The organism is Dysgonomonas sp. Marseille-P4361 (genome assembly GCF_900343125.1).
Classification (GTDB): domain Bacteria; phylum Bacteroidota; class Bacteroidia; order Bacteroidales; family Dysgonomonadaceae; genus Dysgonomonas.
Window position 1 is genome coordinate 1 of the sequence record NZ_OPYL01000007.1, and the last position, 19,159, is coordinate 19,159.

The 19,159-nt window shown below is 35.1% G+C and carries 14 protein-coding genes; 8 read left to right on the forward strand and 6 right to left on the reverse strand.

Features of this window, described 5'->3' with window-relative positions; translation table 11 throughout:
- Together DHU68_RS14295 and DHU68_RS12015 are read right to left on the reverse strand one after the other, a co-directional pair.
- Window positions 1-208 (reverse strand): hypothetical protein (locus DHU68_RS14295; RefSeq protein ID WP_221405562.1); only part of this gene is annotated, 208 nt, incomplete at its 3' end.
- A gap of 331 nt (window positions 209-539) precedes the next feature.
- A complete protein-coding gene (locus tag DHU68_RS12015) occupies window positions 540-2,690 on the reverse strand; it encodes a class I SAM-dependent methyltransferase (protein ID WP_108823245.1) in 2,151 nt (716 codons plus the stop codon).
- 166 nt (window positions 2,691-2,856) lie between these two features.
- On the opposite strand from DHU68_RS12015, the gene DHU68_RS12020 reads away from it, so the two are divergent.
- Genes DHU68_RS12020 through DHU68_RS12040 form a run of 5 tightly spaced genes read left to right on the forward strand, consistent with a single transcriptional unit; the run spans window position 2,857 to window position 7,584 of the window.
- On the forward strand, window positions 2,857-3,666 hold the full coding sequence (locus tag DHU68_RS12020) for a ribose-phosphate pyrophosphokinase (protein ID WP_108823246.1): 810 nt from the start codon (window positions 2,857-2,859) through the stop codon (window positions 3,664-3,666).
- On the forward strand, window positions 3,659-5,167 hold the full coding sequence (locus tag DHU68_RS12025) for a nicotinate phosphoribosyltransferase (RefSeq protein ID WP_108823247.1): 1,509 nt from the start codon (window positions 3,659-3,661) through the stop codon (window positions 5,165-5,167). The genes DHU68_RS12020 and DHU68_RS12025 overlap by 8 nt, the downstream gene beginning before the upstream one ends.
- A complete protein-coding gene (gene nadE, locus DHU68_RS12030; protein WP_108823248.1) occupies window positions 5,157-5,939 on the forward strand; it encodes an NAD(+) synthase in 783 nt (260 codons plus the stop codon). Before DHU68_RS12025 ends, nadE begins: the two co-directional genes overlap by 11 nt.
- A 22-nt stretch (window positions 5,940-5,961) precedes the next feature.
- On the forward strand, window positions 5,962-6,876 hold the full coding sequence (locus tag DHU68_RS12035; RefSeq protein ID WP_108823249.1) for a hypothetical protein: 915 nt from the start codon (window positions 5,962-5,964) through the stop codon (window positions 6,874-6,876).
- A gap of 6 nt (window positions 6,877-6,882) precedes the next feature.
- The gene (locus tag DHU68_RS12040) at window positions 6,883-7,584 is read left to right on the forward strand and encodes an NUDIX domain-containing protein (RefSeq protein WP_108823250.1); all 702 of its coding nucleotides are present in this window, start codon (window positions 6,883-6,885) and stop codon (window positions 7,582-7,584) included.
- Window positions 7,585-7,706: 122 nt separating this feature from the next.
- Here DHU68_RS12040 and DHU68_RS12045 read toward each other — a convergent pair whose 3' ends face one another.
- The 4 genes from DHU68_RS12045 to DHU68_RS12060 are packed head-to-tail and all read right to left on the reverse strand — an operon-like array spanning window position 7,707 to window position 13,659.
- Window positions 7,707-8,930, reverse strand: coding sequence for a PepSY domain-containing protein (locus DHU68_RS12045; protein ID WP_108823251.1), 1,224 nt, complete (start codon window positions 8,928-8,930; stop codon window positions 7,707-7,709).
- A complete protein-coding gene (locus DHU68_RS12050) occupies window positions 8,927-9,757 on the reverse strand; it encodes an alpha/beta hydrolase (protein WP_108823252.1) in 831 nt (276 codons plus the stop codon). Before DHU68_RS12050 ends, DHU68_RS12045 begins: the two co-directional genes overlap by 4 nt.
- 27 nt (window positions 9,758-9,784) lie before the next feature.
- Entirely contained in the window at window positions 9,785-11,194 is a 1,410-nt protein-coding gene (locus DHU68_RS12055; RefSeq protein WP_108823253.1) for a DUF4374 domain-containing protein, read from the reverse strand.
- A 47-nt stretch (window positions 11,195-11,241) separates the two neighbouring features.
- The gene (locus DHU68_RS12060; RefSeq protein ID WP_108823254.1) at window positions 11,242-13,659 is read right to left on the reverse strand and encodes a TonB-dependent receptor; all 2,418 of its coding nucleotides are present in this window, start codon (window positions 13,657-13,659) and stop codon (window positions 11,242-11,244) included.
- A gap of 353 nt (window positions 13,660-14,012) precedes the next feature.
- Here DHU68_RS12060 and DHU68_RS14385 point away from each other — a divergent pair, with 353 nt between their 5' ends.
- The 3 genes from DHU68_RS14385 (at window position 14,013) to DHU68_RS12070 (ending at window position 18,886) form a co-directional block, all read left to right on the forward strand.
- Window positions 14,013-14,147, forward strand: a complete 135-nt coding sequence (locus tag DHU68_RS14385) for a hypothetical protein (protein ID WP_255412498.1) — start codon at window positions 14,013-14,015, stop codon at window positions 14,145-14,147.
- A gap of 137 nt (window positions 14,148-14,284) precedes the next feature.
- The gene (locus DHU68_RS12065; protein WP_108823255.1) at window positions 14,285-17,407 is read left to right on the forward strand and encodes a TonB-dependent receptor; all 3,123 of its coding nucleotides are present in this window, start codon (window positions 14,285-14,287) and stop codon (window positions 17,405-17,407) included.
- 21 nt (window positions 17,408-17,428) lie between these two features.
- Window positions 17,429-18,886, forward strand: coding sequence for a RagB/SusD family nutrient uptake outer membrane protein (locus DHU68_RS12070; protein WP_108823256.1), 1,458 nt, complete (start codon window positions 17,429-17,431; stop codon window positions 18,884-18,886).
- Window positions 18,887-19,159: the final 273 nt, after the last annotated feature.

Genomic DNA, 19,159 nt, shown 5'->3' on the forward strand with positions numbered 1-19,159 from the left:
AGCTACTGGTAAAAGCATTGTGTTTAAAATCAGCTATTAACTGATCAATATTATTCATCTCTTTTCGTCGATGCTCATTAAGTATTTTTTTCAGGTATAAAATCTTATTCTTTAATATAGCATTGAGTTGATATAGGTAGTTTTTTCTTTCCAGGGAAAAGTTTCTCAAAACTATGCGTGAATTTTCATCATCCCATTCTTCCTGCATTAATTTTAGCCCGGTGGCAACCTGACGCGTCTAACGTTTATGATAAATTCGGAGACTGAGAAAACCTTCTTCCTTATTTCTTTTTGATGGCCGAAATACTATACGTATACTCATAGGTATGGTTTTTTTAGGTTAAAAAAATAAGAAACAAAAATAGAATAAAAATAATGCTCTCTTTACTGATTATTCATACTGTTTTTAAAAGTAAAGTTGAAGATCATAGTCTTTCTATCTAAAGTTTCCTGTGACCTAAGCTCTTATAATACAAATGATGATTTTGCATAGGAAAGCCAACTGTATCAATATAGGGAAAGAACTTATTTTGTTAGTTTCATCTTTGCGTAAAGCCTATCATATGTATTAGCCTGCTTAGGCAAATTAAAAGGTGAGAATCTTCAAGTTTATTAATGTTTTGGTAAAGTTCGTTGAGGCTAACCCATTTGAGACTCTTGTCAGCTTTGCTAAGACAAACGACATAGGGATATACTTGCTCCGGAGTAACACCAATGCTAGGAAAATATTTTTCTCCTAATTTGGTATATTGCTCAATCTTGCTGTCTCCTATTAGTATATTTGCTATATGTTGTTCTAAATCATAAATGCTTTGAATAGTCTTAGGTAAGCGTTGAGCAGGAACTGTTATAATAGTGCTATTGTTTGAATGAAGTTGAGGAACAGGTAAGCTTCGTACTTCCAAACCGATATAGATTTGCCCATCATTTAGGAATATAGGTAATGTAACTAAAGTGTTGGGGCTAAGTGATGATGGATATACATACTCAAGGACAGTATTACTATTGTCAACACCGACTTCGGAAAATAAGGCTCTATGGGTAGTCAGAAAGTTTGCAGATTTATTACATCTTACATAGTCATTTGTGCGTATCGTTAATAGTTCGATTAAGGATGTTGATCTTAAATTTGTTTCAGTCTTTACTTTAATTTTTTCTCCAAGCCATTTTGGTAAAGGCATGTTCTCTTGAAAGAAAAGATTATAGATATTTAACTCTAGCCGTGCTTCAACTAAAGCTCCTGTTTGAGCTGTATTTAGTAATTGTGCAGCATCATACTCATGAGTATATCCAGACTCTTTAAATCCAGAAAAACGATCTGTTAGCTTCTTGTTTACCTGAATAGGTCTGTGTAACTCTATGAGTTTGGATGATACTCTTTCATCTATTCCACCTGGCGAAGTATAGTAGTTTAAAGATTCTGTAATATTGGAATAGCTGTCTTTAAAAATTCCAAATCGTCTTTCTAAAACTGTTTCCAGATCTTCAGCATAACCAATTGATATCCCTTCAGGAACGTAGCCACTATATAACTTTCCATCTATTATTGCACTATCTGTTTTTATACTCGATAAAGGACGTGGATATCCATGTTTTGCCAAGATTGTAAATCCATCTGTTCTTCTATAGTATGGCACTACATCCAAAACATTATTTGGACGATGTACCACATCCCATATTTTATTGTCTTTAGTATGCAGATAAGAAGTATATTGTAAGAAAGGATTTTCCTTTATAGGTAAATGTCTGGTGAGTTGTATTTGCTTTCCTGAAGAAACTTTTTCTCCGGCAATTAAATAGTTAGTTGGAGGAAACCCTATTTCTTTTCCATCTAAGTCATATATAGTAAACTGTTTTTTATATCTGTTGTTGATAATCCATTGATTATAGATTGGAGAAGAAATGATTATCCGTAATCCTAATTCACGGAAAGTCTCCTCAAACTCTTTTTGTGTAAAATAGCCATATTCTTCCTGAAGTTCCATCTCCCAATTACTATAATAATCTTTTCGTCTGATAAATTCAGTCACATCTGTGTAGAATGCTTTAAAACATCGAGTATCCTCTCTTCTTGATTCAATTTCTTGTATGGGAAAACCTCTTTCTGCTTGTGGAGATAAAGAACGTGCCGTCTTTGAGAATAATATAAATAAATCGGCATCAGATGGAGCAGTTCCTTTATTTATTGTAGATAATTCGATGATGATCTCTTTTTCTTCAGGTTTTACAAAATCGCGGACAACAAGAACACCCTTTTCTTTCAATAGCTCAGCTTGTCTTTGTAATGTATTCAGCGCCCTGTTACTATTGTATCCATTATATGAAGTTATATGGTGGATAGCCGAACAGTTGAAAAATCCATTGACCGAGTTTGTCGTGAATGTATTTAATAGCTCTCCATCATCTTGGCGAAAAGAGAGGTTTGGATAGTCGTATGTCTCTTGCGCTATTTGTATCATCTTAGGATTGATATCAATACCGATGATTTGCATTTCTGGAAACAACTTGGCCAAGATAGCTGTGCTTGTCCCCGATGCCATGCCTACATCAACAATAGTGTTATCTTTCAATGGTTCGAAAAAAACGCTTGCCGAGGCTACTTTCTCTATTGCTATAGCATCCATCGCTTCTAAGTATTGTAGATACTCTTTATTGCTGCCTCTGTCTTGTGTAGTATAGTTAGTGTTCATCTCTTTATTTTTTGCGAATGTACTTGATTTTTCTTTTGTATTTTTTAATATGCTTATTTATAATTTATTATGTGTTTATTTGTTCAGTTGAGTAAAAAATACTCAATAAAGTTTGTTTATATGGAAAATTCCTTTCATCTTTGTTGAGTAAAAAATACTTAGCATTATGATTCTTTTAAATAAGCAAAAAATAAAGATAGAACAATTCCCTAATAAGGAGTCTAAAATTAAAGATTTTGAAGATTTGATTGCAAAAGATAATCTTGCTCATTTTACATACGAGGAAGATGGAGATTTGATTCGTCTGATGTTTGTAAAGAAGAGGCTTGAAGAATTAGGACAGAATTGCAAGTTGATAATTAGCTATATGCCATATAGCCGTATGGATCGTAAAATAGAAGGAGATCTGTTTACTTTGAAGTATATATGCGAGTTTATCAATGGATTAGGATTTGAAAAAATATTCATTGTAGAACCGCATTCGCAGAAAACTATAGAACTCCTACAAAATAGTGTAGCTATCTATCCTGCATTGGATTGGTTGCCTCGCATAATGAAAGATTTGAACTTTAATGAAAATGATAGAATCGTCTTTCCTGACAAAGGAGCTGCAGCAAGGTATAAAGATAGTGGATATAAAGATGTTTGTATTTTCGAAAAAACAAGAAATGCAGTAACAGGAAATATCGAAAACATGGTCTTAAAAGAAGGTGTTTTACCTAAAGGTGCAAAGTGCATTATTATTGATGATTTATGTTCGGCAGGAGGTACATTCTTATGGGCGAGCAGTATCTTGAAAGAAATGGGAGCTAGTGATATTAGTCTGTTGGTCACACATTGTGAGCCGCGTGTTTTCTCTGGAAAACTGCTTGATGAAGATTCTCCGGTTGATAGGGTTTATACAACTACATCCATGATGAATGAGACACATCCTAAACTTAATTACATAACTTTAAATATTGAGAACTATGTTTGAATCAATGAATAAAAATCCTATCCTTTGGACAGATGGTTATAAGTTATGTCACAAGGATCAATATCCCGCTAAAACAAGTTGGGTATATGAGACATGGACTCCTAGAATGTCAAGGTTAGAAGGAGTTACACATGTTGTCTTTTGGGGCTTACAAGGAGCATTGGGAGAAGTAGTACACTCCTTTAATGAATATTTCTTTGCTAAGCCAGAAGATGAGGTTGTAAAAGATTATGAAGATGCGATCGTAAATATATTCTCTAAGACGAACTTACATTTTGCTAAGACTCATAGTTCGACTCATATAAGAGCTTTACATCGTCTTGGATATTTGCCTATCAAGGTGAAAGCATTGAATGAAGGGAGCCTCGTTCCGATAGGTGTGCCTATGTTTACAATTGAGAATACACATCCTGACTTTTATTGGCTTCCAGGCTATTTAGAAACACAACTTTCTTCGTACATATGGTCTCCGATGACTGCTGCTACTATTGCAAATTTATATAAACGGATATTGATAGAATATGCCGAAAAGACTGGTGATGTAAGTAAAGTGTTCACGCAAGCAGGAGACTTTTCTATGCGGGGAATGGGATCACCCGAAACTGCATATCGTACAGCCGGAGGACATCTTCTAAGTTTTGGAGTCTCGGCTACAGTTTCAGTAAGAGAATATTTAAAGACTTTCTATGATGCAAAGGATGATGTGTTGACTTATACCCCCTCTACAGAACATAGTGTGATGTGTTCGTATGGTGAAGAAGAGGTAGAAGCTTTTAAGCATTTGATAACACGGGTTTATCCGAGTGGAAATATATCTATTGTGTCAGATACTTATGATTTGTGGAATGTAGTGGATCATGTTCTTCCTCAGTTGAAAGATATAATAATGAATAGAGATGGGAAGGTTGTTATTCGTCCTGATAGTGGTGATCCGGTAAATATTATTTGTGGTGATATAACATCTGATAATGAAACGGTTCGAAAAGGAATAGTAGAACGTTTATTTGAAATATTTGGAGGTACAGTAAACGACAAAGGGTATAAAGAATTAGATTCTCATATAGGAGTCGTATATGGCGATTCAATTACTCCTGACAGAGCTCAGCGTATATGTGATGGCTTAATGAGAAAAGGATTTACCTCTATAAATACTACCCTAGGCATAGGTTCTTATACATATCAGTATGTAACACGAGATACATTTGGTTTTGCATTAAAAGGAACTGCAGAGAAAGTAGATGCCAAATTTAAAGCAATACAAAAACGTCCGGCAACTGATACGGGTAACTTTAAGAAATCTCAAAAGGGGATTGTTGCTGTCATTTTTGATGGGGATGAATATCGCCTTATTGATGATCTTAACCCTGAGACAGAAAAAGAACTGAAGGGAGTGAATTTATTAAAAGAGACATTTGTGAATGGCAAATTTATTCGTACACATACATTTGAAGAAATAAGAGAAAGATTAGCCCAAGAATCAAAAAGAGTATATGGAAAATAAAACAGTTAAACCATTTGTTATAAATGAAGATAATGTAGCATACTATGCCAATAAAATTGCATTATGGATACATGATCTGGCTCATGCAGCAGATCGAAAAGGAGTTGTGCTGGGGATGAGCGGTGGAATAGATTGCAGTGTAGTAGCACGTTTATGCCAATTAGCTAAAGTCAATATTCATTTGGTAATGATGCCTTATGGTGATGATATGGCGAATAGTAAGAGTCATTCAGATGCGATGTTGTTAATAGATAAGTTTGGTTTAAAATATCATATATATGATATCCAGCCAGCGGTAGATGCTTTGGTTACGAAAAATATGGATTTTCTCTCAGCAACAACAGCTGCAAATAAGGAGTTAAGTTTAGCTAATTTACGTCCCCGAGTGCGCATGACTTATTTGTATCAATTGGCTCAAATGGGGAGTTTGTTTGTTGCAGGAACAGGTAATATGGCTGAACGTACAGTTGGCTATTTTACCAAATGGGGTGACGGTGCTTGTGATTTCAATCCAATGGTGATGCTGACAAAACAAGAAGTGTATACTTTAGCCCGATATTTAGAAATACCGGATAGCATAATTGACAAAAAGCCATCAGCAGGATTGTGGGAAGGACAAACCGATGAAGATGAATTAGGAATGACTTATGCTCAGATTGATGCTTATATATTGGACGGAACATCAGGTGATGAAAGTATAGATAAACTCATAGAAAAACGTATTGCAATGTCTGCTCATAAATTTGCAGCTATTCCAATCTTTAAAGGATAAAAACGAAAAAAACGAGTAAAAGATGAGAACAACATATGAACAAATAATCAATATCGCAGATATTGCATCTCTTAATAGCAAAGAGAATATACCTCAACTGATTTCTTTAGCTAAAGCTGAGCTAATATCTCCAGCTTCGGAAGATAAGAAACGTACATTACTTCTGGCAATCGATGTTCAGAATGATTTTATGGAAGGGATAGGAACCTTGCCCGTTACTGGTTCTAAAAAAGATGTCGAACATCTGACTCGTTGGATATACAACAATCTTGAAGGGCTAACTCAAGTAATGTGTAGTCTCGATACTCATTCTATCACGCAGATATTTCATGCCGATTGGTGGATTGATAAGAATGGAAATAATCCAGCGCCCTTTACTATTATTACCTACTCTGATGTGAAAGAGGGAAAATGGGAAGCCGCTAATGGAGAGAACGATCGATCGCTGGTATACCTCGAAAATCTGGAGAAGAAGGGGAAAAAACAACTTTGTATATGGCCTTATCACTGTTTAGAAGGAACTAAAGGGGCTGAGTTGGAAAGTGAATTTACAAAAATGTTATACTTTCATTCAGCAGCGCGTAGTTCTACACCGATGTTTGTTGCAAAAGGGCAAAATCCATTTACTGAAATGTATGGTATTATAAAGGCTGAATACGATTCAGAAAGTTATATCAACCAAACAGTATTAGATACCATTGAGCAGTTTGATGATATATATATCGCCGGAGAAGCTTCCAGTCATTGTGTTTTAGCTTCTTTGGAGCAGATTCTTGAATATTTCTCCGAAAATAAAGAATTAACTTCTCGTATTACATTATTGGAAGATTGTATGTCTCCAATAGCTGGATTTGAAGAATCAACTTTGAAACAATTCGAAGTATTGAAAACTAGATATGGAATTCAGGTTCGAAAATCTACAGACGTTGTTTTATAATTTATTATGAAAGAAATTAAAAAGTACACATACGATTATCCACGCCCAGCAATAACAGTCGATTGTATTATATTCGGTTTTGACAAGAATGAACTAAAGGTATTATTGACTAAGCGTGCTATAGAACCGTATCTTGGTAAATGGGCATTTCCCGGAGGCTTCATCAATATAGATGAAACTGCAGATGACTGTGCCCGTCGTAAATTGCTAGAAGAGGCAGGGCTACAAGACATCTTTATGGAGCAATTATATACGTTTTCCGATTTGAATAGAGATCCTCGTTATCGTGTTATTAGCATAGCTTATTATGCGTTGGTCAGATCAACAGATTATATATTGGACGCGGGTTTGAATATAGAAGATGTACAATGGTTTTCTTTACAAGAAATAGAAGATCTGGCTTTTGATCATAATAAAATATTAGATATTGCAATAGAACGTTTAAAAGGAAAAATCAGGTACCAGCCCATCGGATTTGAATTGCTACCAGAAAAGTTTACTTTGCCTGATTTACATCGCCTATACGAAACAATATTGCAAAGAGATATAGATAGAGGGAATTTTAGAAAGAAAATATTGAGTATGGATTTGTTGATAGACCATAGTGATGAACAGGAAAATAGACCATCCAGGGGAGCTAAAATTTATAGCTTTGACAGAGAGAGATATGAGAACCTGACAAAATCTGGTTTTTATTTTGAAGTATAACATGGATTGATAAATGACTATCTATGTGGAGTGTGTTATGAGATAATTAAAAATAGGCCTGACTTTAGTCAGGCCTATTTGTTCTATATACTTCTCAAATATTTTGCAATACGTAAATGTTTTTATTTTCTTTTCGAGCGTTTCTTAAATATTTTTTTGATCCAGAAATAGTAACCGGTGATAACAAAAACAGCTCCTAGTACAGACACTAGACAAGATAGAATCCGAGTAGTTATTCCACCCCAGGTTCCTACATGCACAGAATATATCCAACCTCTTATTTTACCAGATTTAGGTAAATCTTTATAAAGTTGTTCTCCGGTAATCTTGCCTGATCCTGAGTCGAAAGAGAAACGATCACTCCCTCTTGTATTGCCATATTTGGCTGTGGAAACTGTAGCTGAACCATCTTGAATTGTTATGGAATTAAACTCTGCATAGCGATTTTGTAAGGAAGAAAGAACTTCATCCCAATGAACTGTATTTAATCCTTTTTTACCTCTTTCACCTTTCCCCCCTTGTTTCTTGACTTCAGACTTTTCTGTATCTTCTTGATTCTTTTTTTGTTCTTCGGCTAAAAGTTTTTCTGGGGAGTTATTCTTATTTTGATCTCCTTTTTGCTTTTCTGAAGATTCACTTCCTGAAACAGCTGCACTTTTAGATGTCTCTACCCCAAATACTGTATAGAAGGCGTCTCTATACCAGTTAAAAGACCAAGTCAGTCCTGTTAATGATAAAACAAGTAGGAGTAAAGCCGAATAAAAACCTCCAACTACATGCAGATCATAAAAGAAGCGACGCCATCCAGCGTTTGTTTTAATTTTTAGTCTGTGTTTTAAGCCTTTCATAGAACGTGGAGTCCATATGATAAGACCACTGATAAGTATAAATACAAAAAACAGAGTTGCATACCCCATTAGTTCTTTGCCTAAAAACAAACTTCCATCTCGCTTATTAGTATCAAGAAGCCATCTATGTAGGCGCATTGTTTGCATAAAGAAGCCTTGACCATTACTTATACCTGTAACTTTACCTGTGTATGGGTCAATGAATGCAGCTGATTTCTTTCCAGGTAAAACCAATTGGTAAGTTCTTTCAGGGTCATCAGTAACTCTAATCCCGTTAATTTTGACTGAGTCAGGTAGTTGTTCTCTTCCGAGCTTCATCAGATCCTCTATTGGAAGAGGTTTGTCTTTAACCTCTTCGACAAAATAATGAGAAGGATAAGATAATTCAAGTATTTCATTTTCGAATACTAAAATAGCTCCACTTAAACAAGCTATTGCTATAATGATACCAAAGGGTATGGATAGCCATAAATGAATTTTTGCAAATAATTTTTTCATTTGTTATATAATTGCTTGAGCCCATCATAGATTCCCGGGATACCAATAGTCCCGTGATTCTCTTCAGGAAATAATTTCGTTACGAAAAATAGGTTCTTTGCTTTAGGTAATATTGTATTGAAAAATAGTTTTGCATTTTCGACATGAACATCATTCCTCTCTTTGCGTTCTTTCGAAGCAATAGCTATATATAGATCCTTCCCTTCAAAACTTTTTTGAGAAAAGATTGATTTAGCTTCTTCCATAAATGAGCCGCCATTCCACCATAAACTGGGATCGATGATGATATATTTATCAAAATCAACAGTATGTTTAAGAAAAGTATTAAGGGTGAAGAGTCCTGCATAGGAATGCCCAACTAAGGTGTTCTTTCCATTAGTCTTATATTCTGATTGGATTTTATCTCGTAATTCTTCCGTCAAAAATTGATTGAATCTTTCGCTACCTCCACCTTGAGGTGTTTCGAAAAATCCGGGCTTTCCGTTTCTTCCTATTGTAGATGCTACTGGTGTCATATCCTTTGTCCGGTCTTTACTGATAACTCCTACAATGATAGACTCTGGTAGATATTTATTCTTGCTTGACGAAATAGTTTTGCTGATTCCTACTAAAGAATGAAAAAACAACTCTCCATCAAGTAAATAGATTACAGGATAGGAGAGCGTATCAGCAGGATTATAATTATCGGGTAAATGTACCCAAAAGTCTCGCTCTTCTTGTAGAATGTTAGAATATATAGAATACTTTTTACCGATTGAAATATCCTCCTGACTCCACAGGGTTAGTGGGAGTAGGAGGAATATTAAAAAGAGGTACTTCTTAGTCATTTATATTGAAGAACTAAAAGTGTTTCCTTACTTAGACGCTGTGATTGCGGCTAACTTTCCAACACCGCTTATTTGATCAGCCTTAACTGTTATGCCTTTTGTTGCAACAGCAGTCTTGATGTCTATTTTGTAAATTGCAGGGTCTTGGTCTTTGACTGACACAGCAATATAAGCCAAGCCATTTTCTGCATAAGGAACATTCCCGAAACCTTCAATGCTTTCGCCGGCAGGCATACCTGTTACATAAGTAAGTTTTTTGCTCTCACCATTATAGATCGCTAATTGGTTTCCTACAAAGCCTTTTTCTGTTAGAGGTCTGTCGTACATAATTAGTAGGAAATTGTCATTTCCTATATGCCAGCAGCGAAGGAACGATTTTCCTCCTGTTTGTTCTTCTAGATTGCAATAGTAGTTTGGATCAAACTCTTCTGTACCTGCTTTGATACGAACAACACCGGCAGGTTTTGTTGTTTTTTGTACATCAGCGGTCATCGATTTAGCATAGCTCGGAGAGAATACATAGATGTCTCCGTTGTCAGCAGTCCAGATTGTTTGATAATATTGAGATTTGAAACGTCCACAAGCGTAGCTGATTTTATCAGTTTTTATCAGTTTTGGGTTTTCCAATTTTTCATCTTTATATATTGCTATATAAGCCTCGTCAGGATATTGAGTCCATTGCAGTTCGTCCTTTTTGTAAGAACTACTATTGCTTCCTCCGGCTTCTTTTTTTACAAGCTCAGGGTATTTTACGTATTTACCATATTCTTTACCTTCTTCCCTTTCAGCTTTTACTCCGTATTGGCTTAATCCCATTGGGATAGGAGCGGTAAAAATCTTTCCGTTAGACTCTAAGATACCTGCAAGAGTGACATATTCTCCATTTCCTAAGTAGTTTTCAGCACTGATCACATTGTCATTTATACTGAATTTATCTGTTGCAGCATCAAGATAAGAAACTAAAAAGCCTTTAGGTAAGTATCCGTTTTCGTCAGCAAGATCTGCACTAAGGTCACCAGAAGATGTAGAGATAATATAATTTTTGTAGATGCCATATGATGTGAAACGAGGAATCTTGTAAGTATAATCTCTTTTTTCAACTTTTCCGTTCGAATTTAATATGTATGAAGAAGACAATCCTGCTTCTCCTTGATTGTATACAAAGCGATATAGGTATTTATCTTGATAGAATATCCACTGATAAACACTTTCTGTTTCTAGTCCATTACCGACTGTTGTCAGAGCTCCTTCACTTAGGCTATTGGTTGTTAATAGATAGTTGGCTTCACCAACTCCGGCTGCTACAATATAGCTTGCTGCAACTTCTGTTTCTTCTCCATTACCGTTCGGATCAATAGGTTCATTGTCACTACATGAAGTTAAAGCGAATGCAGCTAAGAAAAATGCGGCAAATGCTTTTACGAAGTTTTTTTTCATAATGTTTGTTTTATGTTTAGTTAATATTTTGTATAAAAAAGGGATAATTATTTTCCGAAATAAACACGTACTTTCCCATAAAAAGCTCTTCCTGCTTTCTGTAAACTAAAATTGTCATATGTTTTTTCGTCTGTAAAGTTTTTACATTCGAAAGATAAATTATAGCGACCTTTTTGGATTCCGTAAGAAATAGTGATGTTGTGAGAAAACTGAGATGGTACTTCTTGCTTAGAATCTTTTGATCCTATGTTTTCGGCATAAAGAGGAAAGCTATGCAGATATAGATTGTCATAAGTGACAGTTAGCATATTGTCTTTTCTTCCAAGTTTAGGCCAATAAAAAGAGACATCTGAATTAGCAAATTGATAAGGCGTATTAGGCATTCTTGCTCCATATCTTACATTTTCTTGATTGCTTGTGCTACTAGTTGTTTTAACGTTACTTCGAGCATTTACTTGAGAGAAACTACCTCCAAGGCTTATCCATTTTGAGAAACCATAACGAACAGAAAGGTTGAATCCTTTAGTTTCCACTTTTGCATGATTTTCATAACCTGCACTCATTTTTCCTCCACTCAAACCTTGTAGCTTACGCTGTATGAAGTCTTTAGTATCTCGGTATACTATTCCTCCTTCTAAATATATCGAATGTTCTCCCATCGTATTGTTATAACTCAGGTTGAAATTGAAATTATTACTGTTTTCGGGTTTTATAGATATATTGCCGGTCTCTAGATCCTCATCTCCAAACATTTCATCGTTGGTAGGAAGGCGATATGTTTTTTCGTAAGACAATTTAGTCTGAAGAGACTTAAGGATATAATAAGTTCCGGCTACTCCATATCCGGTTGAGCTTACAGAATTGGTTGTACGAACAAACTCAGTTTGGTTGCTATTAACAGCTATAGGACCAGCAATGAACTGATTGTAATATTTTCCAAAAACAGAGATATTCCAATCCTCGGTAGGCATTAAACGGTATGATAAACCACTTATATTTTTTTTAGTTTCTTTCTTTATCGGATTTTTACCTGCTCCACCACCTAGTAGATCTTCATTGGTTCTAGAGAAAGAATTGGTAACATGATTAAGTGTAAATGTATGAGATTCTCCTATATGATAATTCGCCGTAAAAGTACCGTTCCAATTATTGTTGTCGGATCGTATGTCTTGATATTTTTGTTCTCCGGGCATTTTATTCGGACGTGGACGACTTTCTCCATACCAATTGTACTGTAGGAGAGTCGTATCTACATTGTTTGAAATATTCTTATTATAATTAGCTGTTAATAAAATATCCAATCCTTTTAGTAGGTTTCGCTTATTATATTCCAGTGACGGCATGATAGAATGACCTTTCCTATATTTACCACCATAAACAATTTCTTGTTTTACTCCATTTTGAATCTCTTTGTACATCTGAGAATATGTAAACCCAAACATTAACCGATCTGCCCATTTTTTTCCTACAATCCCTATCTTACCGGAGATTGCTTCGTTATGGAAGTTGTCGTGAAAACGTTTAACACGTTCTATCTTTTTTTCGTTTATTACACTTGTTTTACCGTCCTCATTGAAAATTTCGACAGGAGTATTTATATAATAATTATTGTCCGAATAATTTTGAAATGCATTTACTTCATAAGTTAATCCATTTTCGAATGTTTGTCCGAAGTTTACATAAGACTTATGAGTGTTGAATGAACCGTAAGAATAAGATGCATCAATAAACTTTTTTTGAGGGATCTTCTTTGTTACTACATTTATTACACCTCCTATGGCATCGGTACCAAATCCTACAGGAACAACTCCTCTATAAACTTCGATGCGTTCTGCATAATTTGCAGGAATATTGTTTAATCCGAAAGAACTACCAACACCCTCTTGAGGAACACCATCGATGAAGATCTTAATATGTTTTCCGCTGAAGCCATCCATCATAAGGTGCATATCTGAACCCACTCCGCCTGATTCTCTCACCTTTAGACCTGGAGCGCGGGTTAGTGCATCACTCAGACTTTGTGTTGAATTTTGGAGAGCTTTGGTATCTATACCTACTGCATTATAAGCCGAGCGATTTAGCCTACTTATACCGTTCGATTCTACAGTGACTTCACTAAGAGCTTCTACCTGGGGAGATAACTTTATATCAAGTTGAATATTTTCGTTTTGTTGAGATAGCTGAATATTTCGTTCAACCGTTTGATATCCTATAGCACTTACAACAAGTGTATACTGTCCGGTAGGTGCATTGAATTTATATTGTCCACTTTGATTAGTAGAAGAACCATGGTTAGTTCCTTTTAGGTATACTGTAGCATAATCGATAACTCCCTGCTCTGTAGAGGATATTTTTCCCGAAACAATAATATTTGTACTGTGTTGGGAATATAGAGGTACAATAGATGGGATTAATAGAATAAAATAAACAGATAATCTAAGCGAAAGAATTTTGGTAAATTTCATTTATCAAATAATAGTTAAATTAGGTTTGCAAATTTCGAAAGAAAGGCATTCGATTGCAATACCTATTTCGAGGTATAATGATCATGAAAAATACCTATATCTTATTATTTTTCTCTATATAATTCTCTTTTGTATAAAAGATTATAAGAGAGAATGAGTCTATCTGTTTTTCTAGAGGACAAACTTTTAGATGAGCTCTTTTATATTTCAAAATATATTCTGCCTAATTTATCTGATAAAAAAAATATTGGTCTTATCATTTTTATTTATCATGTGTTGTAAAACATAAAAAAATATATAGATTTGCAAAATACACTAAAAAGGTGTTTAAATCATATTAAAAAAGAATCAAGATGAAAAGAGATTTTAAACAGCAGCAGGTAAATCAGCCACCATCGGCTCAGTTAGTAACCAATTATTCAATTTTATCAACAACCATCTCTACTGTTTCTTCTTCTTTCCGAATGTGTTGCTGTTGTAAGCAATAAGTATATATTATCAGAAAGAGCAATTCTTTTACTAACCTCACCAAACCGAGAATTGTTCCAAACAATCAAATAAATTATTTAATAACAATTGTTCCACTATAATTTAAATTAGTGGAATACTAATATGATATTATAAAATGGGAAAAAAAGTATTTTTATTCTCCATTCTCTGGGCTATTAGTGTATTTACACTTCAGGCTCAAGTTGTAAATTTATCGGGTAAAGTACTTGATGATAATGGAGAAACTATAATAGGAGCTATAGTAGTTCATAAAGAGTCAAATGTTAAAACAATAACCGATTACGATGGAAATTTCTCCCTTCCTAATATTCCGTTGAATTCTGTAATAACTGTTTCATATTTAGGTTTTGAAACAAAGGATGTAACTGTAGATAAAGCAGATATTTCAATCGAATTGTCCTCAAAAGATAGTGAATTGGACGAAGTGATTGTTGTCGCTTACGGTACGGCATCTAAGGCTGGTTATACAGGTTCTGCGTCGAGTGTAAATAAAGATAAGATTTCACAATCGCAGGTTAGTAGCGTATCCCGTCTATTGCAAGGTGCAGCTTCTGGTATACAATCTATTGCATCTTCGGGGCAGCCGGGATCTGATGCCTCAATATATATCAGAGGGGTAGGATCTATCAATGCTTCAAGTACGCCTTTGTATATTGTTGATGGAGTTCCTTTCGAGGGGAATCTTAACTCTATAAATCCAGCAGATATTGAGTCAATAAGCGTATTAAAGGATGCTGCATCTACGTCAATATATGGATCACGTGCCGGTAATGGACTAATAGTTGTAACAACAAAGCAGGGGAGTAAAAATAAAAAAGTAGCAATAGATGCTTCTTTCAGATATGGAGTTTCTTCCAGAGCAGTTGGCGATTACCAAAAAGTATCTACAGATGATTATTTTAAATTGTATTGGGAGGCGCTTCGTAATCAAGAATTATATACAAACGGAAGGACTCCTGAAGCTGCAGCAGCTTATGCTTCTAATAATATCATTCCTTTATTGGGTATAAATCCTTACGGATCGGCATATCCTATTCCGGTAGGTCTTGATGGAAACATTGTCTCTGGGGCTACTCCTCTGTGGGATGATAACTGGACTGATGAATATACGCAAGACGCTAGTCGTACAGAAGCACAAATAAGTCTTTCCGGTGGAGGAGATAAAAGTAATTACTATATTTCTTTGGGATATTTAAACGATGAAGGTATTGCCATTGCTTCAGGTTTTAAACGTTATAATGGAAGGATTAATTTTAATACGGATATTAAACCCTGGCTAAGAGTATCTACGGGGGTAGCTCTTAGTCACTCAAAGCAGGATGCTCCTCAAGGACAGGATAGTAATCTGGCTAACTCATTGAACTTTGCTCGTATGATTCCTAACTTTTACCCTATATGGGAAAGAAATGGCGATGGCTCATTTAAGGCAGATCCTATATCCGGAGATCGAATTATAGACTATGGTAATTACAGACCATCAGCAGCTAATCCTCGTTACAATCACTTAGGTTCATCGCAATTCGATTTTTCTAGAGTATTACAAGAAATAGCTTCTATTAGGTTTTCTGTAGAAGCTGATCTTACAAAGAACCTTACTTATAAGGCTTCAGCAAATATTGATTATACAAATAGAAATAATCATAATTACACAAATCCAGTATATGGAAGTGGATCTTATGACGATAACCCAGGGAGTGTAAGCAAGTACAATTATAAAACAATAAACTTTACAGGAAATAATTTATTAACCTATAAGACGGTTCTTAATGAAGATCATAATGTGAAATTGCTAATTGGTCAAGAGTATAATGAGTATAATACAAGCAATATTTATGGCTCTCGCGAAGGTTTCCCTTTGTTGGGCTTTTATGATCCTATTGCAGCAAGCACTTTAGTTGATTTCTCAGGATCTTCTGATCAATATAAGTTATTGAGCTTCTTTGGTAATGCTGAGTATAATTACAACCATAAATATTATGGTTCGGCTTCGATTCGTCGTGATGGTTCTTCCCGATTTTCACCAGAGGCTCGTTGGGGTACATTCTGGTCTGTAGGAGCTTCTTGGAGAATAAATGAGGAAAACTTCTTGAGAGATGTGCGTGAAGTATCTAAGCTAACATTGAGAGCTAGTTACGGAGGACAAGGAAACGATAATATAGGATCGTACTATGCTTATAAGGCACTGTTCAATGTGAAGAATAATTTAGGAGAATCAGGTTTTGTATCTTCAACATTAGAAACAAAAAAACTGAAATGGGAGACAAATCTTAATCTAAATGTTGGTCTTGATTTTGGTTTCTATGATAATCGAGTATCCGGTTCGTTCGAGTTCTTCAATCGCCAATCTAAAGATTTATTATTCGCTATGCCTAAGCCTCTTTCTACAGGATATTCAAGTTACTGGGCAAACATCGGTGCTTTACGAAATAGGGGTTTTGAATTTAATCTATCATTCACTCCTATAAAAACACAAGACTGGCAGTGGTCTGTAAATTTGAACGGAACACACTATAAAAATGTAATAACAGAATTACCACAGGAAGAAATTATCTCAGGAGATAAATTACTGAAAGTAGGAAACTCGATATATGATTTCTTTTTGGTAGAATGGGGTGGGGTAGATGCTGAATCGGGTCTTCCTCAATGGTATAAAACAGATGAAAATGGGAACAGAGTATTAACTCAGGTATATAAAGAAACAAATAAAGAAGCAGGTAAACCTGAACATCGTATAAATGCTGGTTCAGCATTACCTACGCTATCCGGAGGTTTTGGCTCTAATTTGCAGTTCAAACGTTTCGAATTATCAGTTCTGTTCGCTTATCAGATAGGAGGTAAAATCTATAATGGAGATAAAATCTCTATTCTTCATAATGGAAGTTCGGCGGGTAGAGCAATGTCAATTGATATGTTGGATAGATGGACCCCTGAAACCCCAAATGCAAATATTCCACGTTTGCAAACTATAAATGCAAATGCATGGACAAGTAGTTCTACGCGCTTTTTGATTGATGCAGACTATCTGCGTCTTAAAAATATAACATTGGGTTATACTCTGCCTAATAGTATTACAAATAAACTTCAGATAAACAGTCTGAAAGTATATGCTCAGGCGGAGAATCTCTGGACATTGTTTGATGAAGAAGGTATTGATCCTGAGCAGACTATTGGAGGTTCAACTTATTTTAGATATCCGGCGATGAAAACGATTTCATTTGGCTTGAATTTATCATTCTAAAAAACGACAAAATTTACAAATATGAAAACATTAAAATATATATTAGCTAGTGTAACTCTCCTGATACTCTTAAATTCATGTGACTTAAATACTGAGCCTGTTGATGCCGTTCCTGATTATATCGTATTTGAGAATGCCAAAAATGCAGAGAAGGTGCTTAATGGGACTTGGTCGTATTTGATGGATACTTACTTTACATATCAAAACCCGGGGTGGAAAAGCCTTCTGTTGACGAGTGATGCTATGGCGAATGATGTCGCCCTTCAGCCCGGAAAGTATGGATATATCACCCATTATTCATTTTCTAATATAAATGATTCTAAGTCAACTACAGGGCGTGCAATCTGGACGCTTGCTTATAAAGGAATTGATAATGCAAACCACTTGATCACGAAGATAGATGATGTACCAGGTGATCAAGATTTAAAAACGAATATAAAAGCTCAGGCTTATGCATTAAGAGGGTATTTGTATCTAAATCTTGTAACGTTTTATTCGCATGCTTATAAATATGATCCACAAGCACTTTCTGTTCCTATTTATACTGAACCATCTGCTGTTGAAACAGCAGGGAATACAAAAGAAACAGTAGAAGCTGTATATAAAAGAGCAGAAGAAGATTTGCTGGAAGCTTATAATTCTATTGGAGACTATAAAAGGGGGGCAGCTAAGCATAAATTTGATAAGAATGTTGTAGCAGGTCTTTTAGCTCGTTTGTATCTGCAAAAAGAAGAGTGGGGAAATGCCCAAAAGTATGCAGCAATAGCTCATGAAGGGTATTCATGGATGTCAAAAAATGAATACTTAAATGGCTTTAATGATAGAGCAAATAATGAATGGATATGGGGACATGGACAACAATCGGATCAATCAGTAGCTAGTTATAGTTTCCATTTTCAGGATGTCTCATCATCATCATCTTATTATTATAGTTTCATGGTAGATCCTTATTTTCAAGATTTTTTTGAAGAAGGAGACGTCCGAACAGAACTATTCGCTTGGGATACCCTACGGTATAAGGGAGGCTTGATGTATAAGAAATTTAAATTCAGACCTGATAATACGGGAGACATTGTTCTACTTCGTAAAGCAGAAATGGTTTTGATAGAAGCTGAAGCATATGCCGAATTGGAAAAAAAGTCTTCTGCAATTGAAAAGCTTGATGAATTGAGAACAGCAAGAGATGCAAAAACTCCAGACCTTTCTAGTTTGAATAAAAAAGACCTTGTAGAAGAAATTTTGAAAGAGCGCCGGAAAGAATTATTTGGAGAAGGGTTTGGTTTATATGATCTAAAGCGTAGACAAAAAGCTGTAAGCCGTAAGGAAGTGAAAGAAGGGAATTTTGTCCCTGATACAAAAATTCAGAAAAGAGGACATACCGTGTTTAAATTTACAGATAAAACAGAGTTTTCAGCAAATAGCAATTATTACCTGTTTGCAATTCCTGATTCTGAGATTACGAATAATCCAAATCTGTAATAACGGATTGTAAAGTTATTTTGTGAAGTAGGACTATAAGATATACTTATAGTCCTATTTTTTATTAGATGATGTTATTCTTAATTCTAGTTAACCTTTAAAACAGTTTGTTTGGATCATTGTTCCATTTACAGTAGCCTATGCTTATACTTACTTTGAGGTAACTAGTTTCACTGAGGTTATTTGTATGATTCGAGTCTGTTTTCTTTGTAATTTTAACAAATGAAATAATAAGTATAGGCTTTCAAAGAGAGCTTGATGCTTTTTAGTATA

Excerpts from the sequence above, each read along its gene's own strand:
- DHU68_RS12015 (WP_108823245.1), bottom strand. The coding sequence starts at position 2,690 with ATGAACACTAACTATACTACACAAGACAGAGGCAGCAATAAAGAGTAT.
- DHU68_RS12020 (WP_108823246.1), top strand. The coding sequence starts at position 2,857 with ATGATTCTTTTAAATAAGCAAAAAATAAAGATAGAACAATTCCCTAAT.
- DHU68_RS12025 (WP_108823247.1), top strand. The coding sequence starts at position 3,659 with ATGTTTGAATCAATGAATAAAAATCCTATCCTTTGGACAGATGGTTAT.
- nadE (WP_108823248.1), top strand. The coding sequence starts at position 5,157 with ATGGAAAATAAAACAGTTAAACCATTTGTTATAAATGAAGATAATGTA.
- DHU68_RS12035 (WP_108823249.1), top strand. The coding sequence starts at position 5,962 with ATGAGAACAACATATGAACAAATAATCAATATCGCAGATATTGCATCT.
- DHU68_RS12040 (WP_108823250.1), top strand. The coding sequence starts at position 6,883 with ATGAAAGAAATTAAAAAGTACACATACGATTATCCACGCCCAGCAATA.
- DHU68_RS12045 (WP_108823251.1), bottom strand. The coding sequence starts at position 8,930 with ATGAAAAAATTATTTGCAAAAATTCATTTATGGCTATCCATACCCTTT.
- DHU68_RS12050 (WP_108823252.1), bottom strand. The coding sequence starts at position 9,757 with ATGACTAAGAAGTACCTCTTTTTAATATTCCTCCTACTCCCACTAACC.
- DHU68_RS12055 (WP_108823253.1), bottom strand. The coding sequence starts at position 11,194 with ATGAAAAAAAACTTCGTAAAAGCATTTGCCGCATTTTTCTTAGCTGCA.
- DHU68_RS12060 (WP_108823254.1), bottom strand. The coding sequence starts at position 13,659 with ATGAAATTTACCAAAATTCTTTCGCTTAGATTATCTGTTTATTTTATT.
- DHU68_RS14385 (WP_255412498.1), top strand. The coding sequence starts at position 14,013 with ATGAAAAGAGATTTTAAACAGCAGCAGGTAAATCAGCCACCATCGGCT.
- DHU68_RS12065 (WP_108823255.1), top strand. The coding sequence starts at position 14,285 with ATGGGAAAAAAAGTATTTTTATTCTCCATTCTCTGGGCTATTAGTGTA.
- DHU68_RS12070 (WP_108823256.1), top strand. The coding sequence starts at position 17,429 with ATGAAAACATTAAAATATATATTAGCTAGTGTAACTCTCCTGATACTC.